Genomic DNA, 24,141 nt, shown 5'->3' on the forward strand with positions numbered 1-24,141 from the left:
CCGATAACCACACGCATTGACTTTCTGAATGCGTTTACATAACTCTAAAAAAATAAACCACTCTCATTAATTATCATGAAAAATAACGAGAACGGTTGCTGTGTTGACTCAAAAAATGAATTTATAAAGATCATTTTCAGAAATAACCTATAGAACGATTTTTCTTAACTGTACTTCTTAAATCAGATTAAAATAGTGCTTAATCCAGCAATTTAAAAACGAGTTAAGATCGTAGAATGTCTTTCTGGGTTATCGGTAACCCTAACTTACCACGCTCCTATGTTGCTGTCAATTACCATTATCCTTTAAAATGAAAGGACTATGCTGTGGAAAGGTTCGATTCCATTTGATTACAATCTATGATATTGCCAAAAAAGCAAATGTCTCTGCGATGACTGTCTCCAAAGTCATTAATCGCACAGGACGCATCAGCACGGCTACACGTGAGCGTGTGCAGCAGGTCATCAATGAACTGGGCTACATCCCTAACTCCAATGCACGAAGTCTGGTGTTGCAGCGAACTCATATGTTGTCTTTGCTAATTACGGACATTACCAACCCTTTCTATACAACGCTGGCCCGTGGAGCCGAGGATGCTGCGCATCTTCGGGGTTATCGTGTTTTATTTGGTAACAGTGACGAGGATTATCGAAAAGAAAAAGAGTATGTGGAGGCGATCCTGTCGACACGGGTAGATGGCGTGCTCTTTGCACCTGCAGGAGATCGCTCTCTCCCCCATCTGCAACAGTTGCAGGCTCGAAACATTCCATTTGTATTTCTGGATCGAACCGTGCCCGGTATCACTTCGGATGTGATTGCCGGAGACAGCCGTGAAGGCGCAATAGAGCTCATACGTTACCTTATTCAACTTGGACACGAGCACATTGCACTGGTCAACGGGTCTTCCGAAGTTTCGACTGCCAGACTGCGTGAGGATGGTTATATCGAAGGACTGCAGGAAGCAGGGATTACACCTGATCCTTCCCTTATACTCCGTACAAGCTATCGTGATTTTAGTGATAATGAAGGATTGGAACGTTTGCTCTCCAGGTCACAGCAGCCTACAGCTATTTTTGCAGCCAATAATATGCTGGCGATTGGAGTGATCCGTCTGCTCCGCAAACGAGGACTTAAAGTACCCGAGGATATCTCTGTCGTTTGTTTCGATGACCTTGATCTGGCTTCCGCCTTTGATCCTTTTCTGACCGTCATTGCACAACCTGCTTATGAATTCGGATACCAAGGGATGCAGATGCTGATTGACCGGATTGAAGGAAAGCTGTCATCTGCCGCTGAAACGATGATCTTACCTTCCGAGCTGCGAATACGTACATCCGCTTCTGTTCCGCCTACTAATTAATGTTATACAAATTTAACTAGAGTTTACGCAGTCTACTCCGATGACCAAGTTCGAGAAAAAAGACAAAAAAACAGGACGTTCCCGAGATGAACTGCACCCCAATTGTTAGTCATTATCAACAATTGGAGGTGCAGTTCACTCTGGTCATCCTGTTTTTTAATATGATCAATTTAAACTTTTAGTTGAATACAAGCGTATCTCTCTATTGGCTCTCTTATAACGGATAAGTGCATCTCTTGGCGTGATTATCGTTCAGACTGTAGCGCAAGAGCGATCTCACGCACAAGACCCGGAAACCAGTCCATAAGCGCTTCAAACGTATACCCTGCATGCTCTGCTTTGGATGTGTCCATCGTCCATGACTGCTGCACTCCGAAAGGCGACATATCTTCGTCCACGGTTTGCTTCAGAATCTGAGCCTGCATTCCCGTCACCGTTTCGATTAACTGCATCATCGATGCGAGTGTAATCGCCCCCTTGGACGCGGCATTCACAGGTCCAGTTAACGACACATTACCAAGCCAGGCAAGGAACCTTGCCGCTTCCGTTGAATTAATAAACCCAATCTCGGCAGCGGGATTCGGCATGCCTATCGGTTTTCCTTGTTGTACATGTTTGATATGAAAATGAAGCCGTCTCGTATAATCATCCATACCAAGTACAATAGGGATACGCATGGCCGCTACCGGGAAGGACGCCGTTTGGAAAAAGACAGCTTCGGCAAGCCGTTTGCCTTCACCGTATGCAAAGTCCTCCTTGTTACCATACTGCAGTGGATACGTATATGGATCAAAATCCGTTTCCACAAATCCTTCTCTTGGTTCCCCATACACCGAAAGTGTAGAGGTTAACACATATCTTTTAGTACGTCCGGCAAATGCTTCACATGCAGCCTTGGCTTCATTCGGAGAGTAACAGATATTATCGTAGACGATATCCCACTCATCCGACTGTGCAACCTCTGCTACAGACTGAGGGTTTTCCCGATCCATCCGGATTCGCTTCACTTCCGCTCCAAAATCGACCTCCGTCTGTCCACGAGTCGCAATCGTGATCTCTGACTTCCCTTCCCAGATCAGATGATCCACAAGTCGTTTACCGAAGAAACGTGTACCTCCAAGAATAAGAACCTTTTTCATCTCGTTTCCCTCCAATCTTAATCTGTCTAAAGTGAAGGCTTTCTTATCCGAAGGATCGTATGAGCATTACGCTGAAATTCATATGACGTTCTAACTTCAGATAGAAGATAGCCCTTATTTTCCAAAAACATCTTCAGTTCGTCCATATATTCATAACGCTTGCCTGACAGATCTACTGTGGGAAAAATACGTACTTCATGCTTTGTGACACGTAACATCTCTAATAACGTTCGAACATGAAAATCAAAATTCAACCGATCTGCATAAGTAAATAAGAAATGTGCGGATAAGGTCAAATCAAACTGTTCATCATTGAAAGGCAGCTCAGGCAATACCGTGGCTACGTAACATTCAGGATGCTGTCTCATATCTTCCACACAATCCGTAATCGCGCGCAATCGTTCTTGCCTCAACCCTTCAATCGTTCCGAATTGATCCCAGACATACATCCCTTGAACAGCTTGGATCTGTTTCATCGTATGTTCAATATCCTGAAACCCCTTCGTTCCTAGTTCATTCATGCCGTACTGGTAAACGATATCTGACGCTACAGCATGAGCCCCAAGCTTCCGAGCCTGACCACTGAAGGAACATGCGCCTCCAGGGCAATCCAGGATGTTCTGGCCTGCAAGCTCCTCCCTGGTCAGATCAAACATAAGCATGTATTCCTCAAACGTTCTTCCTATAAAAACAATCTGGGACAGTTCCAGACCGCTCTCTTCATGCTGATGCATCTGTTTGCTGCGTTTCCTGTCTCTGATGATGTCTTCTGAATGTTCCCGTTCTTCTCTGCTCTGCTGATCGTTCACGATCCTCTGCTCTTCTCGGCTCATCTCGTTCGCTTCCTCTCTTATAAACTCTCTCGTTTAATCATTGGGGAAAACAAGACCAATCTGTTGCCTGATCTGATCCATGACCTTCATCGTTTGATAGGAGCGTTCGTACGTATTCATAGTGGATTCTATTTTCCCTTGTTGCACCAGATTCACGAACTCCTCCACTTCATAATACATCGCGGGATGTGGCTGTTCCACCGTCAGTACCTCAATCGTACCGTCATTATAACGAATTTCTGCATGTTCCGGCGATCCAATCTTGTCGATGATGATACTTCCGCGCTCACCCATAATTTCGCTAGGTACGTGTGAATTGGCGATTTTGGAGTACGTTACGACCGCATCCATTCCATCATAATTCAGCAACACACTGCCTTGCCCGTCAACGCCGGATTCCAGCATCATGGCTTGAGATTGAACCTGGTTTGGTGCTCCGAATAACGTAATGAGTGGATATAAACAATATACACCCAGATCCATTAATGCCCCATTAGCGAGCTCAGGCTTAAAGGCATTTAACACAATACCTTCCTTGTACTTGTCATAACGTGAAGAATACTGCGAATAACCCGCTATGTACTTGCGAACAGGGCCGATTTTAGGCAAATGTTGCTCTACACTTTTAAAAACTGGAACGAGAGTGGACTTCATCGCTTCCATCAGTAACACCTCATGTTTGCGAGCTGTCTCAATCATACTGTGTACTTCTGCCGCATTCGCCGCAAGAGGTTTCTCACACAGTACATGCTTGCCATTTTTCAGAAAAAGCTCTGCTTGTTGTGCATGGAGTGTATTCGGCGTGGCAATATACACTGCATCCAGCGCATCACTAGCTGCCATTTCTTCCAAATCCGTAAAACGATAGGCTGCTTCATACCGATCTGCAAATGCGTTAGCCTTATCTTCTGTTCGCGAATATACCGCCGTTAGCTGAAAGCCTTGCACTTGAACTGCAGATTCCAGCAGCCTTTCCGTAATCCAGTTGGTACCTACTACACCGAATCGAACCATGTTTATCTACCTCTTTCGTCTATGACTGTTTGTTATTTGTTGTTGGATATTTGTTCAATGGTTAGATAATAAGATGATCTCTGCTTCATAACCTATCCTGTACATTGTAGCGTATATTTCAGCAGGAATGAAGAAAGAGCTAATCTCGTTCCTTCCGTAGAAAGATTCAATACCATGTGTTTTCATTATATCAGTTGAACTTTTCATTTACACAGACACGGAGAGGACAGAGAAAACCTGGAAAAGCGAAGCGCTCGCCTAAAAGCTTTCTGCAAGAAAGCTGCATCGGAAGCATACGCTTATCACCGGATTTTCCCTTTGTAAAAGGGAATTCAAAAAATCTGGGGATAACCGCTACTCTTCAGGTTGTTCTGTCATCGCAGTGTTCCGGGTAAATATCTGTTATTCAACTGATATAGTTACAATATTGATATCTTGCGATTTCAATCCGAAACTTCGTCATTTCTCGATCATGCAGGGTATAATTAAAGTAGAGGTGAATCTGATGAAACCTACAGAGCAACATAATACCCTGCCTTCGTGGATTCCCCATGAATACTGGGAAGCAATAATCCAGAATGATCACACGTACGATGGTACGTTTTTCTACGCGGTACAAACAACCGGTATTTTCTGTCGTCCCTCGTGCAGATCGAGAGCTCCCAAATCGGACAATGTCCTAATTTTTCAAAATGCCGAACAAGCGCTGGCTCACAACTTCAGACCTTGCAAACGCTGTAAACCTACAGGGGAACGGGTGCCAGATCAAGAGTGGATTTACGGGGTTACGGAATATATAGCGAAGCACTACACGGAACCATTGACGCTGGATGTACTTGCTGCTGCTAGCCATGGAAGTCCTTACCATCTGCATCGGGTGTTCAAACGCATTACAGGTCAAACCCCGGTTCAATATATCCAAGCGAAACGTATCAGCGAAGCTCAAGCTCTTCTTGAACATACACATTTAACCGTTAACGAAATCGCACGCCAAGTAGGGATATCTAATCCGGCTTATTTCATTTCCGTTTTTCGTAAGCACACCGGATGTACTCCTGCACATTACAGAGAAAGGCATGACAGCTCATGAAGGCTCAATTGGCTTACAAGGTGCCCAAAACGTTATTAAACAAAGGCACGGGCTTCCTGAATGGTTACACCCATACCTTGAATCCTTATACCGGTTGCACCTTCGGATGTTCATACTGTTACGTTCGACAGATGCCTGTCAACTTATTTCGTAAGGAAGACTGGGGAAGCTGGGTTGATGTGAAAAAAGAAGCCTCCGGCATTCTCGCCAAAGAATTGCAGCGAGCCCGTAAGAAAGGAAAAATAACAATATTCATGTCGTCCAGCACCGACCCGTATCAACCCGTCGAAGCTCAGGAACAAATCACACGTTCATTGCTGGAAACGATGCTGATCGAACCGCCGGATTTTATTTTGGTGCAGACCCGAAGTCCGCTGGTTACTCGTGATATTGATGTCCTGCAGAAACTTGGTGAACGTGTACGAGTGAGCATGACCGTGGAGACAGATCAAGACGATATCAGGAAGCACTTTACCCCCTCTGCGCCACCTATTTCAGGTCGCTTACACGCACTTAAGCTACTCCGGGAAGCTGGCGTCCCGACTCAAGCAGCTATTGCACCTGTATTGCCGAGCAGTGAACAGTTTGCGTCTACACTGAGGCCGCTTGTTCAGCGCGTGTGCATTGATGACTATTTTATGGGTGACGGTAGCGAAGGCAAGCGCACACGGAGACTTGGGATGGAGGCTCTCTATCAGGAGGTCGGAATGCAGCACTGGTATCAGCCGGATGCTTACCAAACGGTTGTGGAGCGAATGCAGACGCATTTTGCAGAACAGGATATCTATATAAGTCAGGCCGGATTTGAGCCTTGATTATAAATACATTTTGCTAAATGTCAGATAAAATAACGGTAATCTTGCATTGTACATTTGATACACAATACTTTTGGTACACGATACTCTTCGTACACAAAACGGCCTCTTTCCCATTTTCTTGGAAAGAGGCCGTTTATTTCTGTTTACACGTGAAAGAAGTTATACACTTCTTACTGATCCAACGTATATAGTGGCAGGTTCACTGGCAACGCCACTGGACGTTGACATGTGCTCTGCATTTTGTAAAAAGTCTGCTCATCCGAAGAGTCATGGAACGCCCACATGGCTTCAAGCACGTGGTAGGCCAGCTCGCCGCTCGCTCGGTGCGCGCGACCACTTTGAACAGCATACGCCATATCCGCCACGCCGATGCCACGCGTATTTTGCTGGTATCCTGGAAGAAGCGGAGCCTCTGTCCATTCATGTTCCCCCATCAAACGATAACGGACTGGGCCGCCAAAAGTGTTCGGGTCAGGGACTTGCAACGTGCCATGCGTTCCGTAAATCTCAATCGGAGGCAATGCACTTCCGCCAAATACATCAAAGCTTGTAATCAGCGTACCGATGGCTCCCTGCTCAAATTGGAGCAGACCGGTGACATGGGTTGGAATGTCAACGGGGATGATCTGGCCTCTCTTTTTCTCACTCGTAATCGTTCGCTCTGTCATCGCTTTACCCGTCATTCCCGCAATGGACTTAATCGGCCCCAGCAATTGAACAAGCGCGGTCAGATAATAAGGCCCCATATCAAACATCGGCCCTCCACCGCTTGCATAATAGAATTCCGGATCAGGATGCCAGAACTCATGTCCCCGGCTCATCATAAAGGCTGTTGCAGCTACCGGCTTCCCGATGATACCATCCTCTACGAGCTGTAGTGCTGTCTGGATGCCTGAACCGAAGAAGGTTTCAGGTGCACAGCCTACAAGAAGGCCTTTGCGTTTGGCTGTTTCAAGTACAGCCTGCCCTTCTTCACGGGTAACCGCGAGTGGTTTTTCGACATATACGTGTTTGCCCGATTCCAGCGCACGTATGCATACTTCGGCATGCACGGCAGGAATTGTCAGATTGATGATCAACTCGATCTCGGGACTCGCAAACATTTCGTCCACAGTGTATACGTTAGGAACGTTGTATGCAGCAGCCTGTTCCTCTGCCCGATTCCGATCCAGGTCGGCGACCGCAACCAGCTCAAGCACCTCGAAACGATGGCAGTTCTCCATATAGATGCCGCTGATCTTACCACAGCCGATAATACCTACTTTCATTGTTTTCATGCCCTTGCTCCCTTCGCCGTGGATCTGATATGTGTTTAAAGTTCTCTTATGGATGTCATGTGAGTACGAAATTGCGAACTTACAGATTGACTGGAATAATTAACTATAGAAGATTAGGTTTGGTTGTCTGCCATACCTGTGTATACCTCTGTTGTTGCATCCGTTTTGCGACTCTTCGCCAGCTCCTTACCTGCGGCTGTCCAGAGGAAACCACTGCGCATCATCTCGGTTACGGGTTTCATATCTACGATGTCTGCATGGTGTCCTAGTGAATTGTAAAATACCCGTCCTGCACCCCAGCGCTTCGTCCATGCTACTGGCATATCGACAGGCCCATTGGCAGCGTGAGGCCCGGATACAATCGGGAAACGGGTGGTTGCGAGCACTTCCACAGCCGGGTCAACGTGCAAGTAATACTGCTCACTTTTCACCTGAAAATCTTCAATATGTTCGAAAAGCGGGCTGGAGCCTCGCTTCATATTCACCATATATTCGACCCCGTCGTTACCTGGATGAGCTACCCACTGTCCGCCTGTCATAAACTGCCAGTCTACGTTGTTACGGAACGCGTCACACATCCCTCCATGCAGACCCGCAAGACCCACACCGCTCTGTACAGCCGCCGAAACGTTATTCACCAGCTCCTGTTCAATCTGCCCCATCGTCCATAGAGGCACAATCAGATCCAGACCGAGCAATTTCTCTGCGTCCGCATACGACTCCAAGGTGTCAGATACTTCGACCTCGAACTGCTCTTCTTTTAAGATACGCTCAAAAATGGCTGCTACTTGCTCCGGCTCATGTCCATCCCAGCCGCCCCATACAATCAGTGCTTTTTTCATTGCTAGATCCTCGCTTTCGATACATTTTTTTTGATGCTTCCTTGGATCTGAAAATCGGACTCGGACTACAGCTCGTTATCACATCGTTACATCTCTTCAAGAGTTACCCAGCGACGCTCCGTTACCGAACGTTCTACGGCTTCAAGTACTGCTTGGCAGGCAACTCCATCATGGAAGTTTGGCGACGGCTGACGGCCTTCCGAAATAGCGGTTACAAGTTCCAACATTTCATGTGTGAATGTGTGTTCAAAACCAATCGTATGTCCCGCAGGCCACCAAGCCTCGGCATATTTATGCGCAGGATCGGTAGCCAGCACGCGGCGGAAGCCCTGCACATCTTCATCATCCTTCGTGAAGTAGACTTCCAGTTCGTTCATACGTTCAAAGTCAAAACGCACACTGCCTAAGCTACCGTTAATCTCAAAAGAGTTCGTGCTACGATGTCCGGCAGCGAATCGAGTCGCTTCGAAACTGCCAAGCGCCCCACCTGCGAATCTCGCCAAGAACAACGTGGCGTCATCCACTGTTACTTCACCTTTAGGTGCATCTGCACTTGAACTGCCTTTGGCACTAAGACCCGTCATCTCGGAAGCGAGCGGACGTTCTTTGATGAACGTTTCACTCATGCCAATAACCTCCTGGAATTCACCAACGAGGAAACGAGCGAGGTCAATTAAGTGAGCACCGAGATCACCGTGTGAACCGGAACCTGCGACTTCTTTTTGCAGACGCCAAACGAGTGGGAAGTTCGGGTCCAGAATCCAGTCCTGAAGGAAAAACGCACGGAAATGATAGATTTTGCCCAGCCGTCCACTTTCGATCAGATCCTTCGCAAGCTGCACGGCTGGGGAGAAACGATAGTTAAACCCGACCATATGGGTTATACCTGCATCTTCTGCAGCCTGAAGCATCTCGCGGGAGTCAGCTAGCGAAAGCGCGAGTGGCTTTTCGCAGAACAAGTGCTTGCCTTGACGTGCTGCCTCCAGCGCAATTTCCTTATGAGCATCACTTGGAGCATTGATGTCAATGAGGTCGATGTCATCCCGTTTGACCAGTTCACGCCAATCCGTGACGCTCTCAGCCCAACCAAACTGGTTTGCCGCCGCCTGAACTCCCTGCTCATTTCGACCGCATATGACTGACATTTCAGGCTGTAGCGGTGCAGATGGGAAAAACATGGGCAGACTGCGATAGGCATTACTATGGGCCTTCCCCATAAATTTGTATCCAACCATTCCTACACGAAGACGTTTTGACATAATCATTTCCTCCCTTAATAGAATGAAAAAACATGGGTATAGAATGAAAGTACCATTTCATAGAAGGTAACTAACGGATCTGCTTGGCTCTACTCTTCAACATGACGGTTGGAAGAAGCACGAATAATCAATTCTGTGGGTAAAAGGGTTCGTAACGAGTCAAAAGATACTGTAGAATGATACCCTTTCGAATCTCTTGCATCAGCTATGCCACTCGTACCTTGCATCAGCTTGGACACAGCAAGCTCCCCCATCTCGAAAAAGGGAACCCTGACGCTGCTCAGCGCGGGAACAGCCATCTCGGCCGCATCCGAGTCATCATAACCAACAAATGCCGGGAAATCCTGAGTACGTACTCCTCGTTCCCGCAAGCCATGCATTACACCAATGGCCATCCGATCATTCGCTGCGAACACGGCATCAATCTCATGCAAACGATCAGCTATAGAGGCTGACGCCTCAATGCCACTCCGCCTGCTGTAGTTGCCTTCAAATAACAGACTAGAATCCAGCTCCATGCCCGCTTCATGCAGCCCCAATCGCACGCCCTCCAATCGATCCTGACTGTTCGAATAGCTGTCGGGTCCATTCAAAAAGGCGATTCTACGATGTCCCTGATCGGTAAGATGACGTATAGCAAGCCTGCTTCCCTCTACATGATCAGCATCCACTTCCATGAATGACTCATTCGCAAAATGCTGATTCATAACGCAGAACGGATGCCCTTCCCGATCCAGTTGCTGCATGGCCGCCAGCTCATCCTGATCATGTCTCGCACCAAGAATGATACAGGCATCAATTTTCTGTCTACGGAACAAATCGGTATAATTCATAACCTCACCTGCGGTTTGAAACATGACCAGCAGATCAAGGCCGTTATCTCTCGCTTTGCTTCCGATACCACTTAACATTTCCGAGAAAAAATAGGCTGAAAACAGATGTGCCTTAGGAACATATGGCAACACAACGCCCAAATTGCCGCTCTTACTTCTGGCGAAGCTACGAGCAAGTGCACTCGGTACATAGCCTAGCCGCTCGGATGCTTCAAGTACCCTGCGGCGAGTCTCTTCCCTGATGGGTCCAACACCATTTAAAACTCTGGACACCGTCGCTTCGGAAACCCCCGCAAGCTCAGCGACTTCTCTGCGAGAAGCCATGTCCGTCACCTCCTTCAGATGAAATGTGCACGTAAAAATCAAAAAATGATCGAGAACATTCATTTATGTACGCGCGTACATTTTCTCATGCTATGTAATCGTTGTCAATGCAAAAACAACAAAAAGAATGAGGAATTCAGGATTCACCTTTTTTCCTCATTCTTACTTGTCAATAATGTAGCGCACAGATTTGTTCTATGAACTTAATATATACGTACTATGATTTTAATATATAGATGAAGTAAACATTTTAACCATTTGTACTTACGCTTGCTTCTTTGGCAGACTGACTGAATTCAGCCTGTTCCATCTCTTTAGTCAATTTCCGGATCATGCGATCTGATGGCTCGGAGGAAGCCTGAAGCTTACGAACCTTATGCAATACCTCTTTGTTCGGCAGGAAATGCAGAGAACGAATAAAACGAATGGTTTTCGTTTTGGCACGCATGACAATCGAATCTGTCTCCGCCCGGTCATCTGCAAGATAACGCACGCCGCCAAGAATCTCACCAGGCGTTACTCCCGTTGCGGCAAAAATAACGTCCTCTGTACCGATCATGTCTTCCATCGTCAACACTTTGTAAGGGTTATCAATGCCCATCTGCAAGCAACGCTGGAATTCATCTGCATTGGCTGGCATCAAACGGCCTTGAATCTCGCCTCCGAGGCAGGACAAGGCTGCTGCAGCCAGCACGCCTTCAGGGGCACCACCTGATCCAACATACAGGTCAATACCCGCTTCAGGGAAAGCTGGAGCCATCGCTCCCGCAACGTCGCCGTCACTAAGGAATTTGATCCGCACGCCAACTTTGCGAAGCGTTTTAATCGTGCTCTCATGCCTTACTCGATCAAGGATCATGACCGTGAGATCGGAGATATTTTTATTTAGAGCAACAGCCGCTTTTTCCAAGGTCACCTCAATCGGATCTTCAATGCATACTTTGCCTACCAGGGCAGGACCAACGGCCAGCTTCTCCATATACATGTCCGGAGCGTGAAGCAGATTTCCTTTTCCCGCCACCGCAATGACCGATAGTGCATTGTTCAGCCCTTTAGCAACAATGTCTGTACCTTCCAAAGGATCAACAGCGACGTCAACCTCCGGTCCCTCCGCATTCCCGACTTCTTCACCGATGTACAACATTGGGGCTTCATCCATCTCCCCTTCCCCAATCACGACCGTGCCTCGAATGGACACGGAATCGAACATGGCACGCATGGCCAAAGTAGCCGCTTCGTCTGCACTATTCTTGTCGCCTCTTCCCATCCAAGGAGCTGAAGCTAAAGCCGCCAATTCTGTTACTCGGACAATTTCCAACGCCAGTTCGCGTTCCATGGTTGCCACTTCCTTTCTGATTTCCCACAGCATAACGTGAAGGTCATCTGAAAATCTATCGCAAATCCATATCAAATCAATCTATAAATAGCGTGGCATCAGCTTTTCTCTGGCATTTCCCTTATTTTTCTATTTATTAGACAAGTTAATTTAACTTGATTTAGGGGTAGGCTTATAGTGCGTATAGCTTCCTTTTTTTGTATTAAAACATTAATATTTTTCCCAATTTTAATTATCGTTTTCTTCTCTCCTGTATCCTTAGGAGATTAGTGTTGCTATTCTACACTTATGGAGTGTTGTAACCCTAGCTCTGACTGTCATTTGAGCCAAAAATAACATGATTGACTTGCCCATTTTTCAGTAGAATCGAAAACGATTTTCGGGAAACAATCTGGTGTGTAAAAGTTTCAACTAAAATGGAATTTGTTCACTGCAATGGAGTGTCTCTTCTGTGTCTGAATCCAGTTCATAAAAGAGTGAATTTTAGTATTAATCAGGACTTTAGCATTCCCTAATACCATAGATGTCATCTATAAAGGATATCGAAAAATATAAGTTTACATAATAATTATTATGGTAAAAACTTCGTCATTATTCTCATGTAAATTACATATACTACCAAAAGTATAACTTTCTAAAATAAAACATAACTCCCTTAAGTTTCAGATTTTCATCCATACGCCTCCTTCCCTACACATAATAAAACAAGACCGGATCAGTTCAACAAGAAACTGATCCGGTCTGCTTGTTTTCGATTAAGGTTCCACACCCCATACCAACTGATCACTTACGTACCCGGTTATTTTGCTGTGATTAGCATATTGATTCCCCGTTGCCATGAAGGAATAATCATCGGATTGATTGTAATTAGACCAGTTATTTTTAGAAAACCGAGCCTGTATCTCTGCACTTTCACCCGGATTCAGCACTCCGGCGTTACTAGTGAACCCCAGTTCAACATAATAGTCAGCACCAGTTACTGGTGTGTCCAGCTTGACGAAGGTACTGGTAACGTTGGCACTGCCTACACTTGCCCAATCGGACCAGAAGGTCTGTGCTTGCTCACCATCAATCGTATAATAGTACCGCACCTTTACATCGCTGAGAGGAATAGCCGTATTCCCGGAATTAATCAGCTTGAACTTGGGAGCGATCCCGTTCGTCGAAGCACTCGTATTGCCGTTATACGCCTGAATCGTTAGCTTGCTGTCGGGTGGTACAACAACAACGGAACTGTCGACTACATTCAATTTAAGAACGGCATCTTTACCCTGATCGAAATGAAAAGTCAGACTCGTTTGCCCGAGAGGTAGTGTTGTAAGATAGGCTTGCTTCAGTACCACTGTTGATTCAGACGCCGTATAATGCTGGCCGGAAGCCAGATTCACCCCTCCCCTAGAAATGCCCGTAAGCTGATGTCCGTTCAAGGTGAGTGAAATCGTAATATCCTGCGCATGACTTGTTTCCTTATCAAAGGTCGCACTTCCGGGTGAGATGACCGCACTTGGATTGGGCTGGTTCGCCTTCAGATCCGGCAACTCATCCAGAGTAATGACATAATCGCTTTGATAGAGCGTTTTTAATGTGGCAGCATAGTTGAACGCTTCGCTCATCAGATGCTCGCCGTACCACGGAAGGAAATAAAGCCAGCCCGCTTTTTCCTCTGTCAGATTTTTCACGCTTGGAACAGTATCGTTCTCTGTCATTGCCACCATTTTTTTGCCATTGGTCAAGTTCACCAGCTGATAAAATGTGGACGTGATGGCATCCTCGTTAGGCACACCGGATAATCCATCGTAACGATTGTAGATCGTATTGTATTTGTCAAAGCCCACAAGATCTACCTGATCATCCCCCGGATACCAAGCTGGTGAAGTACTGTAAACGTAGCTGTTGTAAGTCCAGATCAGGTTATGCAGGTCATACGTTTCGGTCAGCTCGGTGTAGATCATATCCCACAGTTTTTTATACACATCTGCTCCAGCAGAAGCCCACCAGAACCAAGCTCCCTCTCCGTTCAATCCGCCGTTTCCTTCTGCTTCATGGTAAGGACGGAAAATAACCGGCACATCATTATCCTGTAATATCTGCAGTTGCTCCGCCAGGTCTTCAATCGTCATCATCACATACTGATACTCCTTCGTACCAGGAATGACAGCTTTTGCGGTATCAAAATTCGTTTCGGTTGGTTTGTAGGTCGCCTCTTTCCAATCGACAAAATCGCCAAGCTGATACGTAGTAAAGTTACGCGGCACATTGATATGCCAAGATGCGGTTGCAATGCCTCCGCGGTTATTCACCCAATCGATCAATCGATCAGTTGTACCATCTTCCCAGCCATACAGCGGGTTGTAGTTCATAAAATCAAATCCCCGGATAGCCGGATATTTACCCGTCAGATCATGTATCCACTCAAACTCCAGCTCAGAATTCCCGTCATTCCCTCCTCCATAGATCTCCTGTTGTCCCGATATGATCTTGTGTCCGTATACCTCCGTTAGATAATTCATTAAAAGCTGCGTTTCTGGTGTAGCCTGAGAATCCGTGAGCACAGGCTGCACATTCAATGGATCAAGATCGGCATAGTCCACCGTGAACGTATCAAAATATGCATAACCCCAACCAGCCTTCAGTTGAATTGTGTTGCTTCCCTTGTTTAATTTGTGAAAACCAAAATCATAATCCGACCATGTTGTCGTATAGGGAAGCATGTAAGAACCTTTCGTTACCCCGTTCACTGCCAAGTATTGAAGTCTGCCGTCCATACTAAGCTCCTGCATATAACGGGTGGAAATACTGTACATCCCCGTTTCGGGAACAGTTACATCTAATGTGATCGTTCCCGATCCCTGCATCCAGACAAATCCGCTTCCCGAGTAACCTGGCTTCGGCTGTCCGTAAATCTGAGTTACCACTTGCAAATCCGAGGTTAATTGTGCATCTTCACCTTCAATCTTAAGCAGCGGGGCATCCGCTTGCGCAGGTGCAGGCAAGGCCAGCATACCCAACAACAAGGTACTGACCAGCATGATTGCCAATGTTTTTTGAACCCTCTCCCTCCATCCATTCTTCGTTCCCATCTTCATTCGGACCTTCATTGCCATCTCCCTTTCCATCTGAAATGTGAGAGCGAAATGTGCATAACCCCAATCATGATGGCGCTTTCATATGTAAACATATCATGAGTGGATAAAATTGTAAATATATGGTTATGTAGATCAGTCATCACTATGTATATCAAGAAAAAATAATTATTCTATCCCAATAAAACTTTACAAACTCACATTCCGAAAACGCTTAAATTTACATTTAAAAACACTATGTTTTTCACAATCTAGTCATGCTTATGTAACTAAGCTCTTCATTTATCTTTCATTCATCTGACACTTGAAGAAACATAGCTTATTCTATTTTTATCCCCTGATATCCAAGTAATCAGGAATTCGGGTGATGTGCCTTTACTTTTGTCCAAGGCGAACTCTTCCACGTTTTTCGTTATGTCCAAAAGGTAGTGACCATCAGGTGACGACACATCATGATATTCGATCGTATCGTTAGGGTATACAACCATAACTTTTACGTTGCTTGCTTTTTTCGCTGGAAACATATCAAACGTTACGGTTGCTTTGTACATTTCGCGATCTTCCCCATAACTTTCGACCACCTGGCTCGTATTTACGACGGCCTCATTATTCTCAATGTAATTTGCAAGCAACATGATCACAAGCAGACTTAACACGGTTCCCAGAAACAAATGCTTTTTCTTCATCATAATCCCCCCACACAAAAAAATAAGAACTTTCCACGGGCAGCACTTGATCTCCACTCGCAGGAAATTCTCTATTATTTTTAATATTACCATAATTTTGTACAAAAATTAAATCGTGCTACTGCTTCGGATCATCAGGTTTCAGCACCATCTGTTTGTACAAAGTTAACCGCTGATCTGTTTCCATTTTCTTTTACCACTGTTCCAACCGTTCCTTTAACTGCGCAACGCTCACTTGCCTTGTTTACCGCGCGTATTATCCCGCCATAGCCTGTACAGCGACAGAGATTACCACATAATCCGGTTTCAATCTGCTCCAGAGAAGGATGTGGACATGCGTCCAGCAAAGCCTTGGTTGAAATAATCATCCCTGGAGTGCAGTATCCACACTGAAACCCACCTTCTTCCAAGAAGGCTTGTTGAATGGGATGTAGCTCTCCCTCTTTCTCACCATGAAGTCCTTCAATGGTTGTAATGACGCTCCCCTCACTTTGATACGCCATCACAAGGCAGGCATTAACCGGCTCTCCATTCATGAGAATCATACATGCACCGCATCGTCCGACCTCACAAGAAACCTTCGTTCCCGTCAGCTCTAAGCGATTCCGAAGGATATCGACAAGTCGTGTTTCAGGAGAAACGGATAGTTCTTTTAATTGCCCATTCACTCTAGCACTCCATGTCTGTTCAAGAGGTTGATTCTTCATGATGGTTTCACTCCTTCTGGCAAAAGAACATTTATCCCCTGACTGAGTTGCTCGCGCGGCACGGGGAGCTGAGTTACCCATACGCCTGTTGCCTGATGAATAGCCGCAGTAATCGCAGGTGCGAGTGCAACGGAACCAATCTCGCCAATGCCTCTGGGTCCGAATGCATCTCCTTCAGGTAACTCTTCAATTGCCTCTACTTCCAAATTCGAGTGAATATCCTTGATCGTCGGAATTAAATACGTGTCCAGATTCGCCGTAACGTAGCGGCTCTGCTCCATGACGGCATCCTCGGTTAACGTAAATCCAAGAGCCATTACACTGCCACCTTCAATCTGACCTATATAACCCATGGGATTGATCACCGGTCCTGCGGCTACAATATGCCTTGTATCCAGAAGTTTGGTTTCGCCCGTCAGCGTATTGACCTCAACCTCTGCAGCAACTGCTGCATACGTGTAAAGGTAATGACCGCCCATCACATTGTCAGGCGTCGTGGGGTAATGAAAAGTGGTGTCAAAAATCCATTCCTGTGCTTCACACTGCTTTACAAGATCCGTATAAGCGACGACTAAGCGGGGGGCAGAGGTTGAAGAGGAATCCTGTGATTTTATCCATATTCCCTCACGTCCTGTCATGAGTTGTTCTGCCGAAATCCCAGAAAACTGTGATGCAACTTTAAGTAGCTTTGCACGGAACGGGTGCTGCAAACGTTGCAAAGCCATCCAGGCCATCGTGGTGGAACGAGATGCCGTACTGGATCCACTATGGGGCACGCGGTCTGTATCCCCAATAACAATACTCAGGTCCGATGGGTGGCACTGGAAGAGATCACAGAGCATGATCTCCAGCGTGGCCACAAGACCTTGCCCGAATTCCTCGTAGCTGAAGGCCACTTCAATCTTGCCCTCCGCATTCAGCGACAAGCGTCCACCAGCCGGATCTGGAATGCCATAACCAAGCCCGGCGCCATGCATTGCGATAGCCGCACCTACGCCTCGTTTGATCCATGGAGGAAGTGACGCTTCCACCGGAGGATGAAGATGCTTCTGCCATAGCTCCGAGCGGTCCAGCGCCTCCCATACTTGATATAATCCATCCGTGGGCAGAATACGCTGGTTCAAGGGACCGGGATCATGTTTCTGCCTCAGATTACGCCGCCGAAACTCCCAGGGGTCCATATCTATGAGCTGTGCTAAACGATCCATCTGACCTTCCATTGCAAAGATCGCCTGATTGCCTCCGAATCCGCGAAACTCCCCGGATAATCCATTGTTTGTATACACAGATACCCCTTCTACATCCACATGCGGAATCATATACGGCCCCATACAATGCTCGGTACAGAAGTTCAATACGGGTGCTCCAAGTGTTGCATATGCACCGGTATCTGCCGTAATACGAACCCGATGTGCCTGCAAAATCCCCTCACGGCTTATCCCCGTTTGCATCTCAATCTTCATCGGATGACGCTTCAAACCAGCCCGAACGGATTCTTTACGCGAGTTATGCATTTTAACAGGGCGGCCGCATTTTAACGCGAGCAGTGCACCATAAGGTTGCACGTTCAATTCATCTTTTCCGCCAAACGAACCGCCAATAGGTGAAGATACCACCCGAATGTCTTCTTCCGGGCAGCCAATAATACGTGCGAGTTGCATACGATCCTTATACCCATGCTGTGTTGCCGCATAGACATGAAGACGACCCATCTCGTCAGGTGCAAACAGCCCTCCCTCTGTCTCCATATATGCATGCATTTGTCGTGGCGTATAATAAGTCTCAGTTACGATATGTGCACAAGCATCAAAAGCTTGCTGGGCATCTCCGCGTTTGATCTCTGTACGATGCAGCACATTGCCTGGACCATGTGGATGCAGTTCAGGCGCCCCAGGAGCCAGTGCGGCAGCCGTGCTATCCAGTGGCTCAATCTCCTCATACTTTACACGAATAGCTTCTATGGCGAGCAAGGCTCGTTCAGGTGAGTCAGCCGCAACCGCGGCAATCGCATCGCCTACATAACGAACAACATCTTCACAGAAGACGGGCTGATCCGGGGTCGCAATACCAAAACGGTTGAGTCCAGGTACGTCTTTGGCCGTTAACACCGCATATACACCCTCCATGGCTTCCGCTTCCGTTGTATCAACCGACAGCAACCGTGCATAAGGATAAGCACTTCGCAGTACTTTCCCATAGACCATGTTAGGCAAGGACATATCCGTTAGATACTGCAATTGTCCCGTGACCTTAGGAGGACCATCCGGCCGCAGATGCCAGCGATTTCTACTCTGTTTCCGGTTAAGCAACATGGTGTTCCTCCCCTTTCGTAGCTCCTTTTTTAAGTCCAGTTCTGATTTGCAGACAGCTTAGTTGCCTATGGATGAAAAGCCTGCCAAAGTCCGGCCCCAAGCATATTCCCTGCCGACTGTCTTCTGTAGAGTTCAGTGGCAAAAGCATCCGTATAGGATACAAATTCAGCAACAGCCTGGGTCGCAAGCCCGGCGGCTTGAGAAGCATCTGCTTTTCCTGATCGAAGCCAGTGCTCCGTTTCGGTTAACCTCACGGCTATACCCGAGCCGCCACCAGCAGCTATCGCAACCTGTGTCCATCGTCCGTCCTCCGGATTAATCTCCCCGTGACAAGCTACCGTGACAAGCGAGGCAGTAAATGCCTCTCTTCGGCCTAATTTACGATAGAAGGAGATTTGATGATTTCGTTCAGGCATGGATTGCTCGGTCTCGTATACGTATTGCTCTGGATCAGAGGACGATAGATTTACTGTAGCGTTCCTGAACGGAATATGAATGGAGATTAATACATCATCTGCGTTCAGCTTGTTATCACGTCCATTTTCAAGCCATAATGCCACGTGCTGTGTCTTCATACCACGACAGGTCAGGAAGTGAAGCTCAGCATCATACACAAGTAGCGCCGGTAATGTGTCCCCTATCCCGGAAGCAATATTCCCGCCAATCGTCGCCAGATTTCGAACAGAAGGGGCAGCTATAGCCAAGATAGCCTGATGCAAAATAGGAAACCGGCTTAGCAAAGAATCTGTTGCACATTCCCTCAATCGGGTCATGGCTCCAATCACAATCTCATCTCCTTGCATCGAGATTCCACTGATCTCGGGAATGCAAGCCAAACTAACCAAATGTTCTGGTAAAACCTTTGATGAAGCCTCCCATTGTGTTCGCAATAACGTGCCTCCAGCAACGTAACACCGTGTTCCTTCAATCTGTTCCCTAATATTTTGTAGTTCTTGTAACGTATCTGGCTGCCACACCGAGGGCTGTGCACCTGAGCCGTATCCCGGCAGTACCATGGCTCTCCCTCCTTTATTTCTCCGTTTCCTCTACCTTTCCAATCGTCTTGCTGTGTTCGTACAGAGTCGCGTTGATTTTAGGCTTCCCTCCACATCCGTTCTTCTGCATATTTCAGAATTTGTTGCACTTGCAACTCCGTATCAGCGTCCCAGAAACTCTCTCGCCCTAAAGACACCTGTACACCTTGGTATTTAGGGTTTCGGAGCATTTTGCGTGCCCCTTCATCTCCGTGTAGGGACAGAAGCGGGCCGAACATATGTGAGCGAAAAGCAACCGGGGGTTTACTCCCCTCATTGTCCGTACCCGCAACATAATCAGACAGCGGATTAGAATCCAGTACTGCGGTGACATGATTAATATTCTCTGTCGTTATAAGGGGCTGGTCTGCCATCAGCATCAGGACCCCCTTCGGCTTGTATTCCATCGCCGTCAATATACCGCAACGAATGGAGTTTGCCATACCACCAGCGAAATCGTTACATAATACCACACGCAATCTTTTGTCGGGATTATATGTGTAAGAGAATGCCTTGTGCCATTTGGAAGGTAACCATTCAAGACTATCCTCTGGTTTGACCACACAGATGATGTGATCCAACCGGGAATTCAGAGCGGCCTCCAGTGTCCATGCCGCCAGTGCTCTTCCATCCGGCATCATGACCGATAGTTTATCTCGCCCAAGTCTGCTGCTCTTGCCAGCCGCCAGAACGATACCTGTCGTTTGCATAAGCACCGCTCCTTTTTTCGGTTACTAACGCAGATTTAACAGCCGTTCCCTTACGTCTTACCGTAATCAACTCTGCAACAATACTGATCGCGATCTCCTCTGGCCCATCTGCACCAATGGACAATCCAACTGGACTATGCACGTGATGTAATGGTGGCATCCCGTCGAACAAACGAGCTGTTCGGGTACGTGAACCCATAATGCCGAGATATGCATAGTTGGTGTTGTCTAATAACGCTATCCATTCTCGTTCACGGGGGAATTGATGACTCATTAGGATGAGATAGTCATGTTCATTGATGTTAAGCTGCGGGAAAACTTCCTGAGGAAAACCGTGCACGAGTTCCGCATCTGGAAATCGTTCTGGCGTACACAAGGCTACTCTCCAATCTGTGATAACGACACGGAATCCAGCGGATTGAGACAGTGCGGCGACCGGTACAACATCATTTCCGGCGCCAATGATAATCAAACGTGGTTTGGGCGTATATAGCGAAGTAAAATGTTGAGGAAGATTCCAAGAATTATTCCTAACCTCCAGATCAGGAGGACAGGACAACAATAAATCATTTTCGAAACAATCAGGTTGTTCATTTGCAGTTAAATATTGCTCTTGTCCTGGCTCGGCTGACTTGACTGACTCGATCTTCGAGCAACGATACGTAATGTTAGTGTAATCGTCATTGAACGACCGGAGAAGAGAAACCGCTATTGCCGCATCCGAACATTGTTGCATCTGTTTCATTATGTCATACAGCTCACCACAGATCGGTTCAAGCAGAACAACTACAAGGCCTCCGCAACCAATTGTTTCGCCCCAGGACAAGTCGTCTTCAGGCCTCATATCGTAGGAAGCCAGCTCAAGTTGTTGCGTCTCCAGCACGCGGCTCACCCTGGCTTGCAGGTCACTCTCCAGACAACCCGGACTGATACTGCCGTACATCCTGCCGTCCTCCGTTATTAGCATAGAAACCCCTTGCTTGCGATAGGCATGCCCCTCCACTTTAATCGCAGTAGCAAGTACACTCCGGGTTTCACGAAGGGCAATGGCACACAGATCATGCATCTCCATAGGGCCGCCCCCTCTTTACTATTTGTCCTTTCAACGTTTCTGTTATAACCGTTTCATTAGCCGTGCAATGCATTTATCTGACTCTCGTAATACGATGCTGCGGTCAATAGTTTGTATTTTATGATTGTTCAGCACGATACTGCCATCAATGATGACCGTTTCCACACAGCTACGGGTAGCCGAATACACGATACGGGAGTAAATGTCGGTCTCATAGGACGGGTACGTATGAAAATCATCAAGGTCCAGCAGGATCATATCTGCCTTTTTGCCAACTTCAAGACTGCCTATCTCTCTGGATAGCCCCAACACTTCCGCCCCGCCCATCGTTGCCATGTGTAACACGGTTCTGGCATCCATCACCGTCGGCCCGTGCGGCACCTTCTGGATCAAAGCTGTCATACGCATCTCCTGAAACATATCCAGATTGTTATTACATGGCGCACCGTCTGCACCGATCCCCACTGCAATTTGTCTGTTCAAAAGGTCGGGGATGTCGGCAATTCCGGAGGAAAGTTTCATATTAGATCCGGGACAATGGGTTACTTTGACACCACGTTTACGAATAATCTCCTTCTCTTCTTCACTCAGCCACACACAGTGTGCAAGAACCAATCTCGGGGTGGCTAGACCGATGTGATCAAGATAGACGATGTTACGCATACCTCTCTCGTGTTCGACCAGTTCAATCTCTCCACGATTCTCGGAAGCATGGGTATGCACCTTGACATGATATTTATTCGAGAGGTCCCGAACTTCCATGAGCAATTGTTCTGTGCAGGATACAACAAACCTTGGACAAAACGCATATTGAATGCGGCCTCCACCGAATCCGTTCCATTTTTCTAACAAATCAACACTCTGCTGCAACGAATCCGCCGTATCCTCCCGCAGAGGCTCAGGAACCTCATCACCATGATCCATCATCACCTTGCCTGAGATGACCCGGATTCCACTCTGGGCCATCGCTTGAAAAGCCGATTCCGTATGGTTCACGGTCTCCATATCCAGAATGGTTGTTGTGCCGCTAGAGATCAATTCGCCCAGTCCAAGCATTGCCGAGTAATACACCGATTCCTCGTCATGTGCCGCTTCTAGCGGCCAGATGCGTTTGCGGAGCCAATCCATTAGTTCCATATCGTCCGCACGTCCGCGAAACAACGTCTGGCATAGATGAATGTGGGTCTGGATAAAGCCGGGCAGTAATACTTTCCCTCGTGCATCAATAACTTGATCTGCCAGGTTCTCATCGATATGCACTGCCATGTCTTTGATTTTGTTATCTTCGATGAGAAGATCTCCCGTAAATACTTCCTCTTCTGTATTCATCGTGACCAATTGCGCGCCTTTGATTAAAATCGTTCCCATCCCCATCTCCCCTGTCCCGTCCTGTCTTCTCTTCAGCTTCCCCGGTACGTGCTGTATCCCCCAGGTGCTATCAACAAAGGGATATGATAATGGCCTCCGGTATCTCTTACGGCAAAACGAATAGGGACTTCGGTCCACAACACATGTGTGATATCCGTTTGAGCATCTTGTGCAAAATAGGGTTTCACATCAAAACGCAGTTCGTATTCGCCCACTTCCAGCTTTCCTTCTTGAAGCAGAGGTTCATTCAAACGTCCATCCGAATTGGTCAATGATTCTGCCATCTTCAGGGCATTCCACTCGTTTCCTGACCATTTTATAAAATAGAGTTCAATTCTCACTCCTACAGCAGGAGCCCCCTTAGATATATCCAGTACATGTGTAGTAATCCGGCCTGCATTCGGCTGCATCAGGCATTCACCTTCGATCTATGTTTATCCTTTTTCTTCAGATCACTTCGCACGCTCGGTCATCCATTGTTGCAACCGAATTGTCGCAATTTTAAATACCTCATTTAATGCCGTTACGAATTCTTCTTGCTCGTTTCTCTCTAGCCGTTGTCTTATGGAATCAAAAATAGATCCCTTCGTATGGCCCTTCACCGCTAAAATGAACGGAAAGCCAAATTGCTTTGTATACCTCTCATTCAACTGCTTTAGCTCGTTATATTGTTCCGGCGTTAATGAATCCAGGCCAGCACCAGCCTGCTCCTGAACCGAGCTGGTACTCATTCTGATGCGAGCACCCAAATCCGGATGCTTTCGGAGCAGTTCCAGCTTCTCTTTATACTCCGAGTCAAGAACTTGTTTCGTCATAACCTGCATCATCTCTTCCCATGAACCAAAAGGCCGAAGACCGGCAGCACGCTCTGCAATCCAAGCAGACTCTTCAAATAACGAGCCAAATTCTTTCATAAACCGTTGATCAGACCAGCCGTTAACGAGATGTATAAGATCATCCATGTGATAACCTCCGGTCTCTATTTAATTATTGTTCCTCATTCTATTCACTGACTCAGAATACAGCAATATTATTTACGTGATT

21 protein-coding genes are annotated in these 24,141 nt (G+C 46.9%); 3 read left to right on the forward strand and 18 right to left on the reverse strand.

All coding sequences use genetic code 11. From position 1 onward, the window contains the following. Positions 1-346 precede the first annotated feature (346 nt). A complete protein-coding gene (locus MHI38_RS03375) occupies positions 347-1,360 on the forward strand; it encodes a LacI family DNA-binding transcriptional regulator (protein WP_154890364.1) in 1,014 nt (337 codons plus the stop codon). Positions 1,361-1,605: 245 nt separating this feature from the next. On the opposite strand, the gene MHI38_RS03380 is transcribed toward MHI38_RS03375, so the two are convergent. From MHI38_RS03380 to MHI38_RS03390, 3 genes are read right to left on the reverse strand one after another with little or no spacing between them, the layout of a single operon-like run. After that, on the reverse strand, positions 1,606-2,499 hold the full coding sequence (locus tag MHI38_RS03380; RefSeq protein ID WP_154890365.1) for an NAD-dependent epimerase/dehydratase family protein: 894 nt from the start codon (positions 2,497-2,499) through the stop codon (positions 1,606-1,608). A gap of 26 nt (positions 2,500-2,525) precedes the next feature. Next, on the reverse strand, positions 2,526-3,332 hold the full coding sequence (locus MHI38_RS03385) for an SAM-dependent methyltransferase (RefSeq protein WP_341180963.1): 807 nt from the start codon (positions 3,330-3,332) through the stop codon (positions 2,526-2,528). Positions 3,333-3,365: 33 nt separating this feature from the next. After that, the gene (locus tag MHI38_RS03390) at positions 3,366-4,346 is read right to left on the reverse strand and encodes a Gfo/Idh/MocA family protein (protein ID WP_341180964.1); all 981 of its coding nucleotides are present in this window, start codon (positions 4,344-4,346) and stop codon (positions 3,366-3,368) included. Between the two features lie 505 nt (positions 4,347-4,851). Between MHI38_RS03390 and MHI38_RS03395 the strand changes: the two genes are divergently transcribed. Continuing rightward, positions 4,852-5,436: a bifunctional transcriptional activator/DNA repair enzyme AdaA gene (locus MHI38_RS03395; protein WP_341181902.1), complete on the forward strand. Its 585-nt coding sequence runs from the start codon at positions 4,852-4,854 to the stop codon at positions 5,434-5,436. Then, positions 5,433-6,251 (forward strand): radical SAM protein, encoded by an 819-nt coding sequence (locus MHI38_RS03400; RefSeq protein ID WP_154957289.1) that lies wholly within the window; start codon positions 5,433-5,435, stop codon positions 6,249-6,251. Before MHI38_RS03395 ends, MHI38_RS03400 begins: the two co-directional genes overlap by 4 nt. A gap of 173 nt (positions 6,252-6,424) precedes the next feature. Here the strand turns inward: MHI38_RS03400 and MHI38_RS03405 are convergent, their stop codons facing one another. The 15 genes from MHI38_RS03405 to uraD all read right to left on the reverse strand — a co-directional run bounded on the left by MHI38_RS03405 (position 6,425) and on the right by uraD (position 24,059). Next, positions 6,425-7,531, reverse strand: a complete 1,107-nt coding sequence (locus MHI38_RS03405; protein WP_341180965.1) for a Gfo/Idh/MocA family protein — start codon at positions 7,529-7,531, stop codon at positions 6,425-6,427. 113 nt (positions 7,532-7,644) lie between these two features. After that, complete coding sequence (locus tag MHI38_RS03410; RefSeq protein WP_154983454.1) at positions 7,645-8,373, reverse strand: ThuA domain-containing protein; 729 nt, start codon at positions 8,371-8,373, stop codon at positions 7,645-7,647. 86 nt (positions 8,374-8,459) lie between these two features. After that, positions 8,460-9,632, reverse strand: coding sequence for a Gfo/Idh/MocA family protein (locus MHI38_RS03415; protein WP_154890369.1), 1,173 nt, complete (start codon positions 9,630-9,632; stop codon positions 8,460-8,462). 89 nt (positions 9,633-9,721) lie between these two features. Beyond that, positions 9,722-10,789 carry a LacI family DNA-binding transcriptional regulator gene (locus tag MHI38_RS03420; protein WP_154890370.1) on the reverse strand — a complete coding sequence of 356 codons (1,068 nt, stop codon included), beginning with the start codon at positions 10,787-10,789 and terminating at the stop codon, positions 9,722-9,724. A gap of 250 nt (positions 10,790-11,039) precedes the next feature. Further along, positions 11,040-12,125, reverse strand: coding sequence for a class II fructose-bisphosphatase (gene glpX / locus MHI38_RS03425; RefSeq protein ID WP_154890371.1), 1,086 nt, complete (start codon positions 12,123-12,125; stop codon positions 11,040-11,042). 755 nt (positions 12,126-12,880) lie between these two features. After that, the gene (locus MHI38_RS03430; RefSeq protein WP_341180966.1) at positions 12,881-15,205 is read right to left on the reverse strand and encodes a glycosyl hydrolase; all 2,325 of its coding nucleotides are present in this window, start codon (positions 15,203-15,205) and stop codon (positions 12,881-12,883) included. Between the two features lie 296 nt (positions 15,206-15,501). Next, entirely contained in the window at positions 15,502-15,894 is a 393-nt protein-coding gene (locus tag MHI38_RS03435; protein ID WP_341180967.1) for a hypothetical protein, read from the reverse strand. A 134-nt stretch (positions 15,895-16,028) separates the two neighbouring features. Further along, positions 16,029-16,601: a (2Fe-2S)-binding protein gene (locus MHI38_RS03440; protein WP_341180968.1), complete on the reverse strand. Its 573-nt coding sequence runs from the start codon at positions 16,599-16,601 to the stop codon at positions 16,029-16,031. Further along, entirely contained in the window at positions 16,598-18,913 is a 2,316-nt protein-coding gene (gene pucD / locus MHI38_RS03445) for a xanthine dehydrogenase subunit D (protein WP_341180969.1), read from the reverse strand. Before pucD ends, MHI38_RS03440 begins: the two co-directional genes overlap by 4 nt. A gap of 65 nt (positions 18,914-18,978) precedes the next feature. Continuing rightward, complete coding sequence (locus tag MHI38_RS03450; protein ID WP_341180970.1) at positions 18,979-19,929, reverse strand: FAD binding domain-containing protein; 951 nt, start codon at positions 19,927-19,929, stop codon at positions 18,979-18,981. Between the two features lie 77 nt (positions 19,930-20,006). After that, on the reverse strand, positions 20,007-20,657 hold the full coding sequence (locus tag MHI38_RS03455; RefSeq protein ID WP_341180971.1) for a nucleotidyltransferase family protein: 651 nt from the start codon (positions 20,655-20,657) through the stop codon (positions 20,007-20,009). Next, positions 20,599-21,729, reverse strand: a complete 1,131-nt coding sequence (locus MHI38_RS03460) for an XdhC family protein (protein WP_154890377.1) — start codon at positions 21,727-21,729, stop codon at positions 20,599-20,601. The genes MHI38_RS03455 and MHI38_RS03460 overlap by 59 nt, the downstream gene beginning before the upstream one ends. 42 nt (positions 21,730-21,771) lie before the next feature. Continuing rightward, positions 21,772-23,097 (reverse strand): 5'-deoxyadenosine deaminase, encoded by a 1,326-nt coding sequence (locus MHI38_RS03465; RefSeq protein WP_154890378.1) that lies wholly within the window; start codon positions 23,095-23,097, stop codon positions 21,772-21,774. A 32-nt stretch (positions 23,098-23,129) separates the two neighbouring features. Further along, a complete protein-coding gene (gene uraH / locus MHI38_RS03470) occupies positions 23,130-23,507 on the reverse strand; it encodes a hydroxyisourate hydrolase (RefSeq protein ID WP_154890379.1) in 378 nt (125 codons plus the stop codon). Between the two features lie 42 nt (positions 23,508-23,549). Then, entirely contained in the window at positions 23,550-24,059 is a 510-nt protein-coding gene (gene uraD / locus MHI38_RS03475; protein ID WP_154890380.1) for a 2-oxo-4-hydroxy-4-carboxy-5-ureidoimidazoline decarboxylase, read from the reverse strand. Between the last annotated feature and the right edge of the window lie 82 nt (positions 24,060-24,141).

This window comes from Paenibacillus sp. FSL K6-1558 (assembly GCF_038002565.1).
In the GTDB taxonomy this organism is placed as follows: domain Bacteria; phylum Bacillota; class Bacilli; order Paenibacillales; family Paenibacillaceae; genus Paenibacillus; species Paenibacillus polysaccharolyticus.

What these genes read in the sequence shown, in the direction of transcription:
- MHI38_RS03380 (WP_154890365.1), bottom strand. Translation starts at nt 2,499, where the DNA reads ATGAAAAAGGTTCTTATTCTTGGAGGTACACGTTTCTTCGGTAAACGA.
- MHI38_RS03385 (WP_341180963.1), bottom strand. Translation starts at nt 3,332, where the DNA reads ATGAGCCGAGAAGAGCAGAGGATCGTGAACGATCAGCAGAGCAGAGAA.
- MHI38_RS03390 (WP_341180964.1), bottom strand. Translation starts at nt 4,346, where the DNA reads ATGGTTCGATTCGGTGTAGTAGGTACCAACTGGATTACGGAAAGGCTG.
- MHI38_RS03395 (WP_341181902.1), top strand. Translation starts at nt 4,852, where the DNA reads ATGAAACCTACAGAGCAACATAATACCCTGCCTTCGTGGATTCCCCAT.
- MHI38_RS03400 (WP_154957289.1), top strand. Translation starts at nt 5,433, where the DNA reads ATGAAGGCTCAATTGGCTTACAAGGTGCCCAAAACGTTATTAAACAAA.
- MHI38_RS03405 (WP_341180965.1), bottom strand. Translation starts at nt 7,531, where the DNA reads ATGAAAACAATGAAAGTAGGTATTATCGGCTGTGGTAAGATCAGCGGC.
- MHI38_RS03410 (WP_154983454.1), bottom strand. Translation starts at nt 8,373, where the DNA reads ATGAAAAAAGCACTGATTGTATGGGGCGGCTGGGATGGACATGAGCCG.
- MHI38_RS03415 (WP_154890369.1), bottom strand. Translation starts at nt 9,632, where the DNA reads ATGTCAAAACGTCTTCGTGTAGGAATGGTTGGATACAAATTTATGGGG.
- MHI38_RS03420 (WP_154890370.1), bottom strand. Translation starts at nt 10,789, where the DNA reads ATGGCTTCTCGCAGAGAAGTCGCTGAGCTTGCGGGGGTTTCCGAAGCG.
- glpX (WP_154890371.1), bottom strand. Translation starts at nt 12,125, where the DNA reads ATGGAACGCGAACTGGCGTTGGAAATTGTCCGAGTAACAGAATTGGCG.
- MHI38_RS03430 (WP_341180966.1), bottom strand. Translation starts at nt 15,205, where the DNA reads ATGGGAACGAAGAATGGATGGAGGGAGAGGGTTCAAAAAACATTGGCA.
- MHI38_RS03435 (WP_341180967.1), bottom strand. Translation starts at nt 15,894, where the DNA reads ATGAAGAAAAAGCATTTGTTTCTGGGAACCGTGTTAAGTCTGCTTGTG.
- MHI38_RS03440 (WP_341180968.1), bottom strand. Translation starts at nt 16,601, where the DNA reads ATGAAGAATCAACCTCTTGAACAGACATGGAGTGCTAGAGTGAATGGG.
- pucD (WP_341180969.1), bottom strand. Translation starts at nt 18,913, where the DNA reads ATGTTGCTTAACCGGAAACAGAGTAGAAATCGCTGGCATCTGCGGCCG.
- MHI38_RS03450 (WP_341180970.1), bottom strand. Translation starts at nt 19,929, where the DNA reads ATGGTACTGCCGGGATACGGCTCAGGTGCACAGCCCTCGGTGTGGCAG.
- MHI38_RS03455 (WP_341180971.1), bottom strand. Translation starts at nt 20,657, where the DNA reads ATGCAAACGACAGGTATCGTTCTGGCGGCTGGCAAGAGCAGCAGACTT.
- MHI38_RS03460 (WP_154890377.1), bottom strand. Translation starts at nt 21,729, where the DNA reads ATGGAGATGCATGATCTGTGTGCCATTGCCCTTCGTGAAACCCGGAGT.
- MHI38_RS03465 (WP_154890378.1), bottom strand. Translation starts at nt 23,097, where the DNA reads ATGGGAACGATTTTAATCAAAGGCGCGCAATTGGTCACGATGAATACA.
- uraH (WP_154890379.1), bottom strand. Translation starts at nt 23,507, where the DNA reads ATGCAGCCGAATGCAGGCCGGATTACTACACATGTACTGGATATATCT.
- uraD (WP_154890380.1), bottom strand. Translation starts at nt 24,059, where the DNA reads ATGGATGATCTTATACATCTCGTTAACGGCTGGTCTGATCAACGGTTT.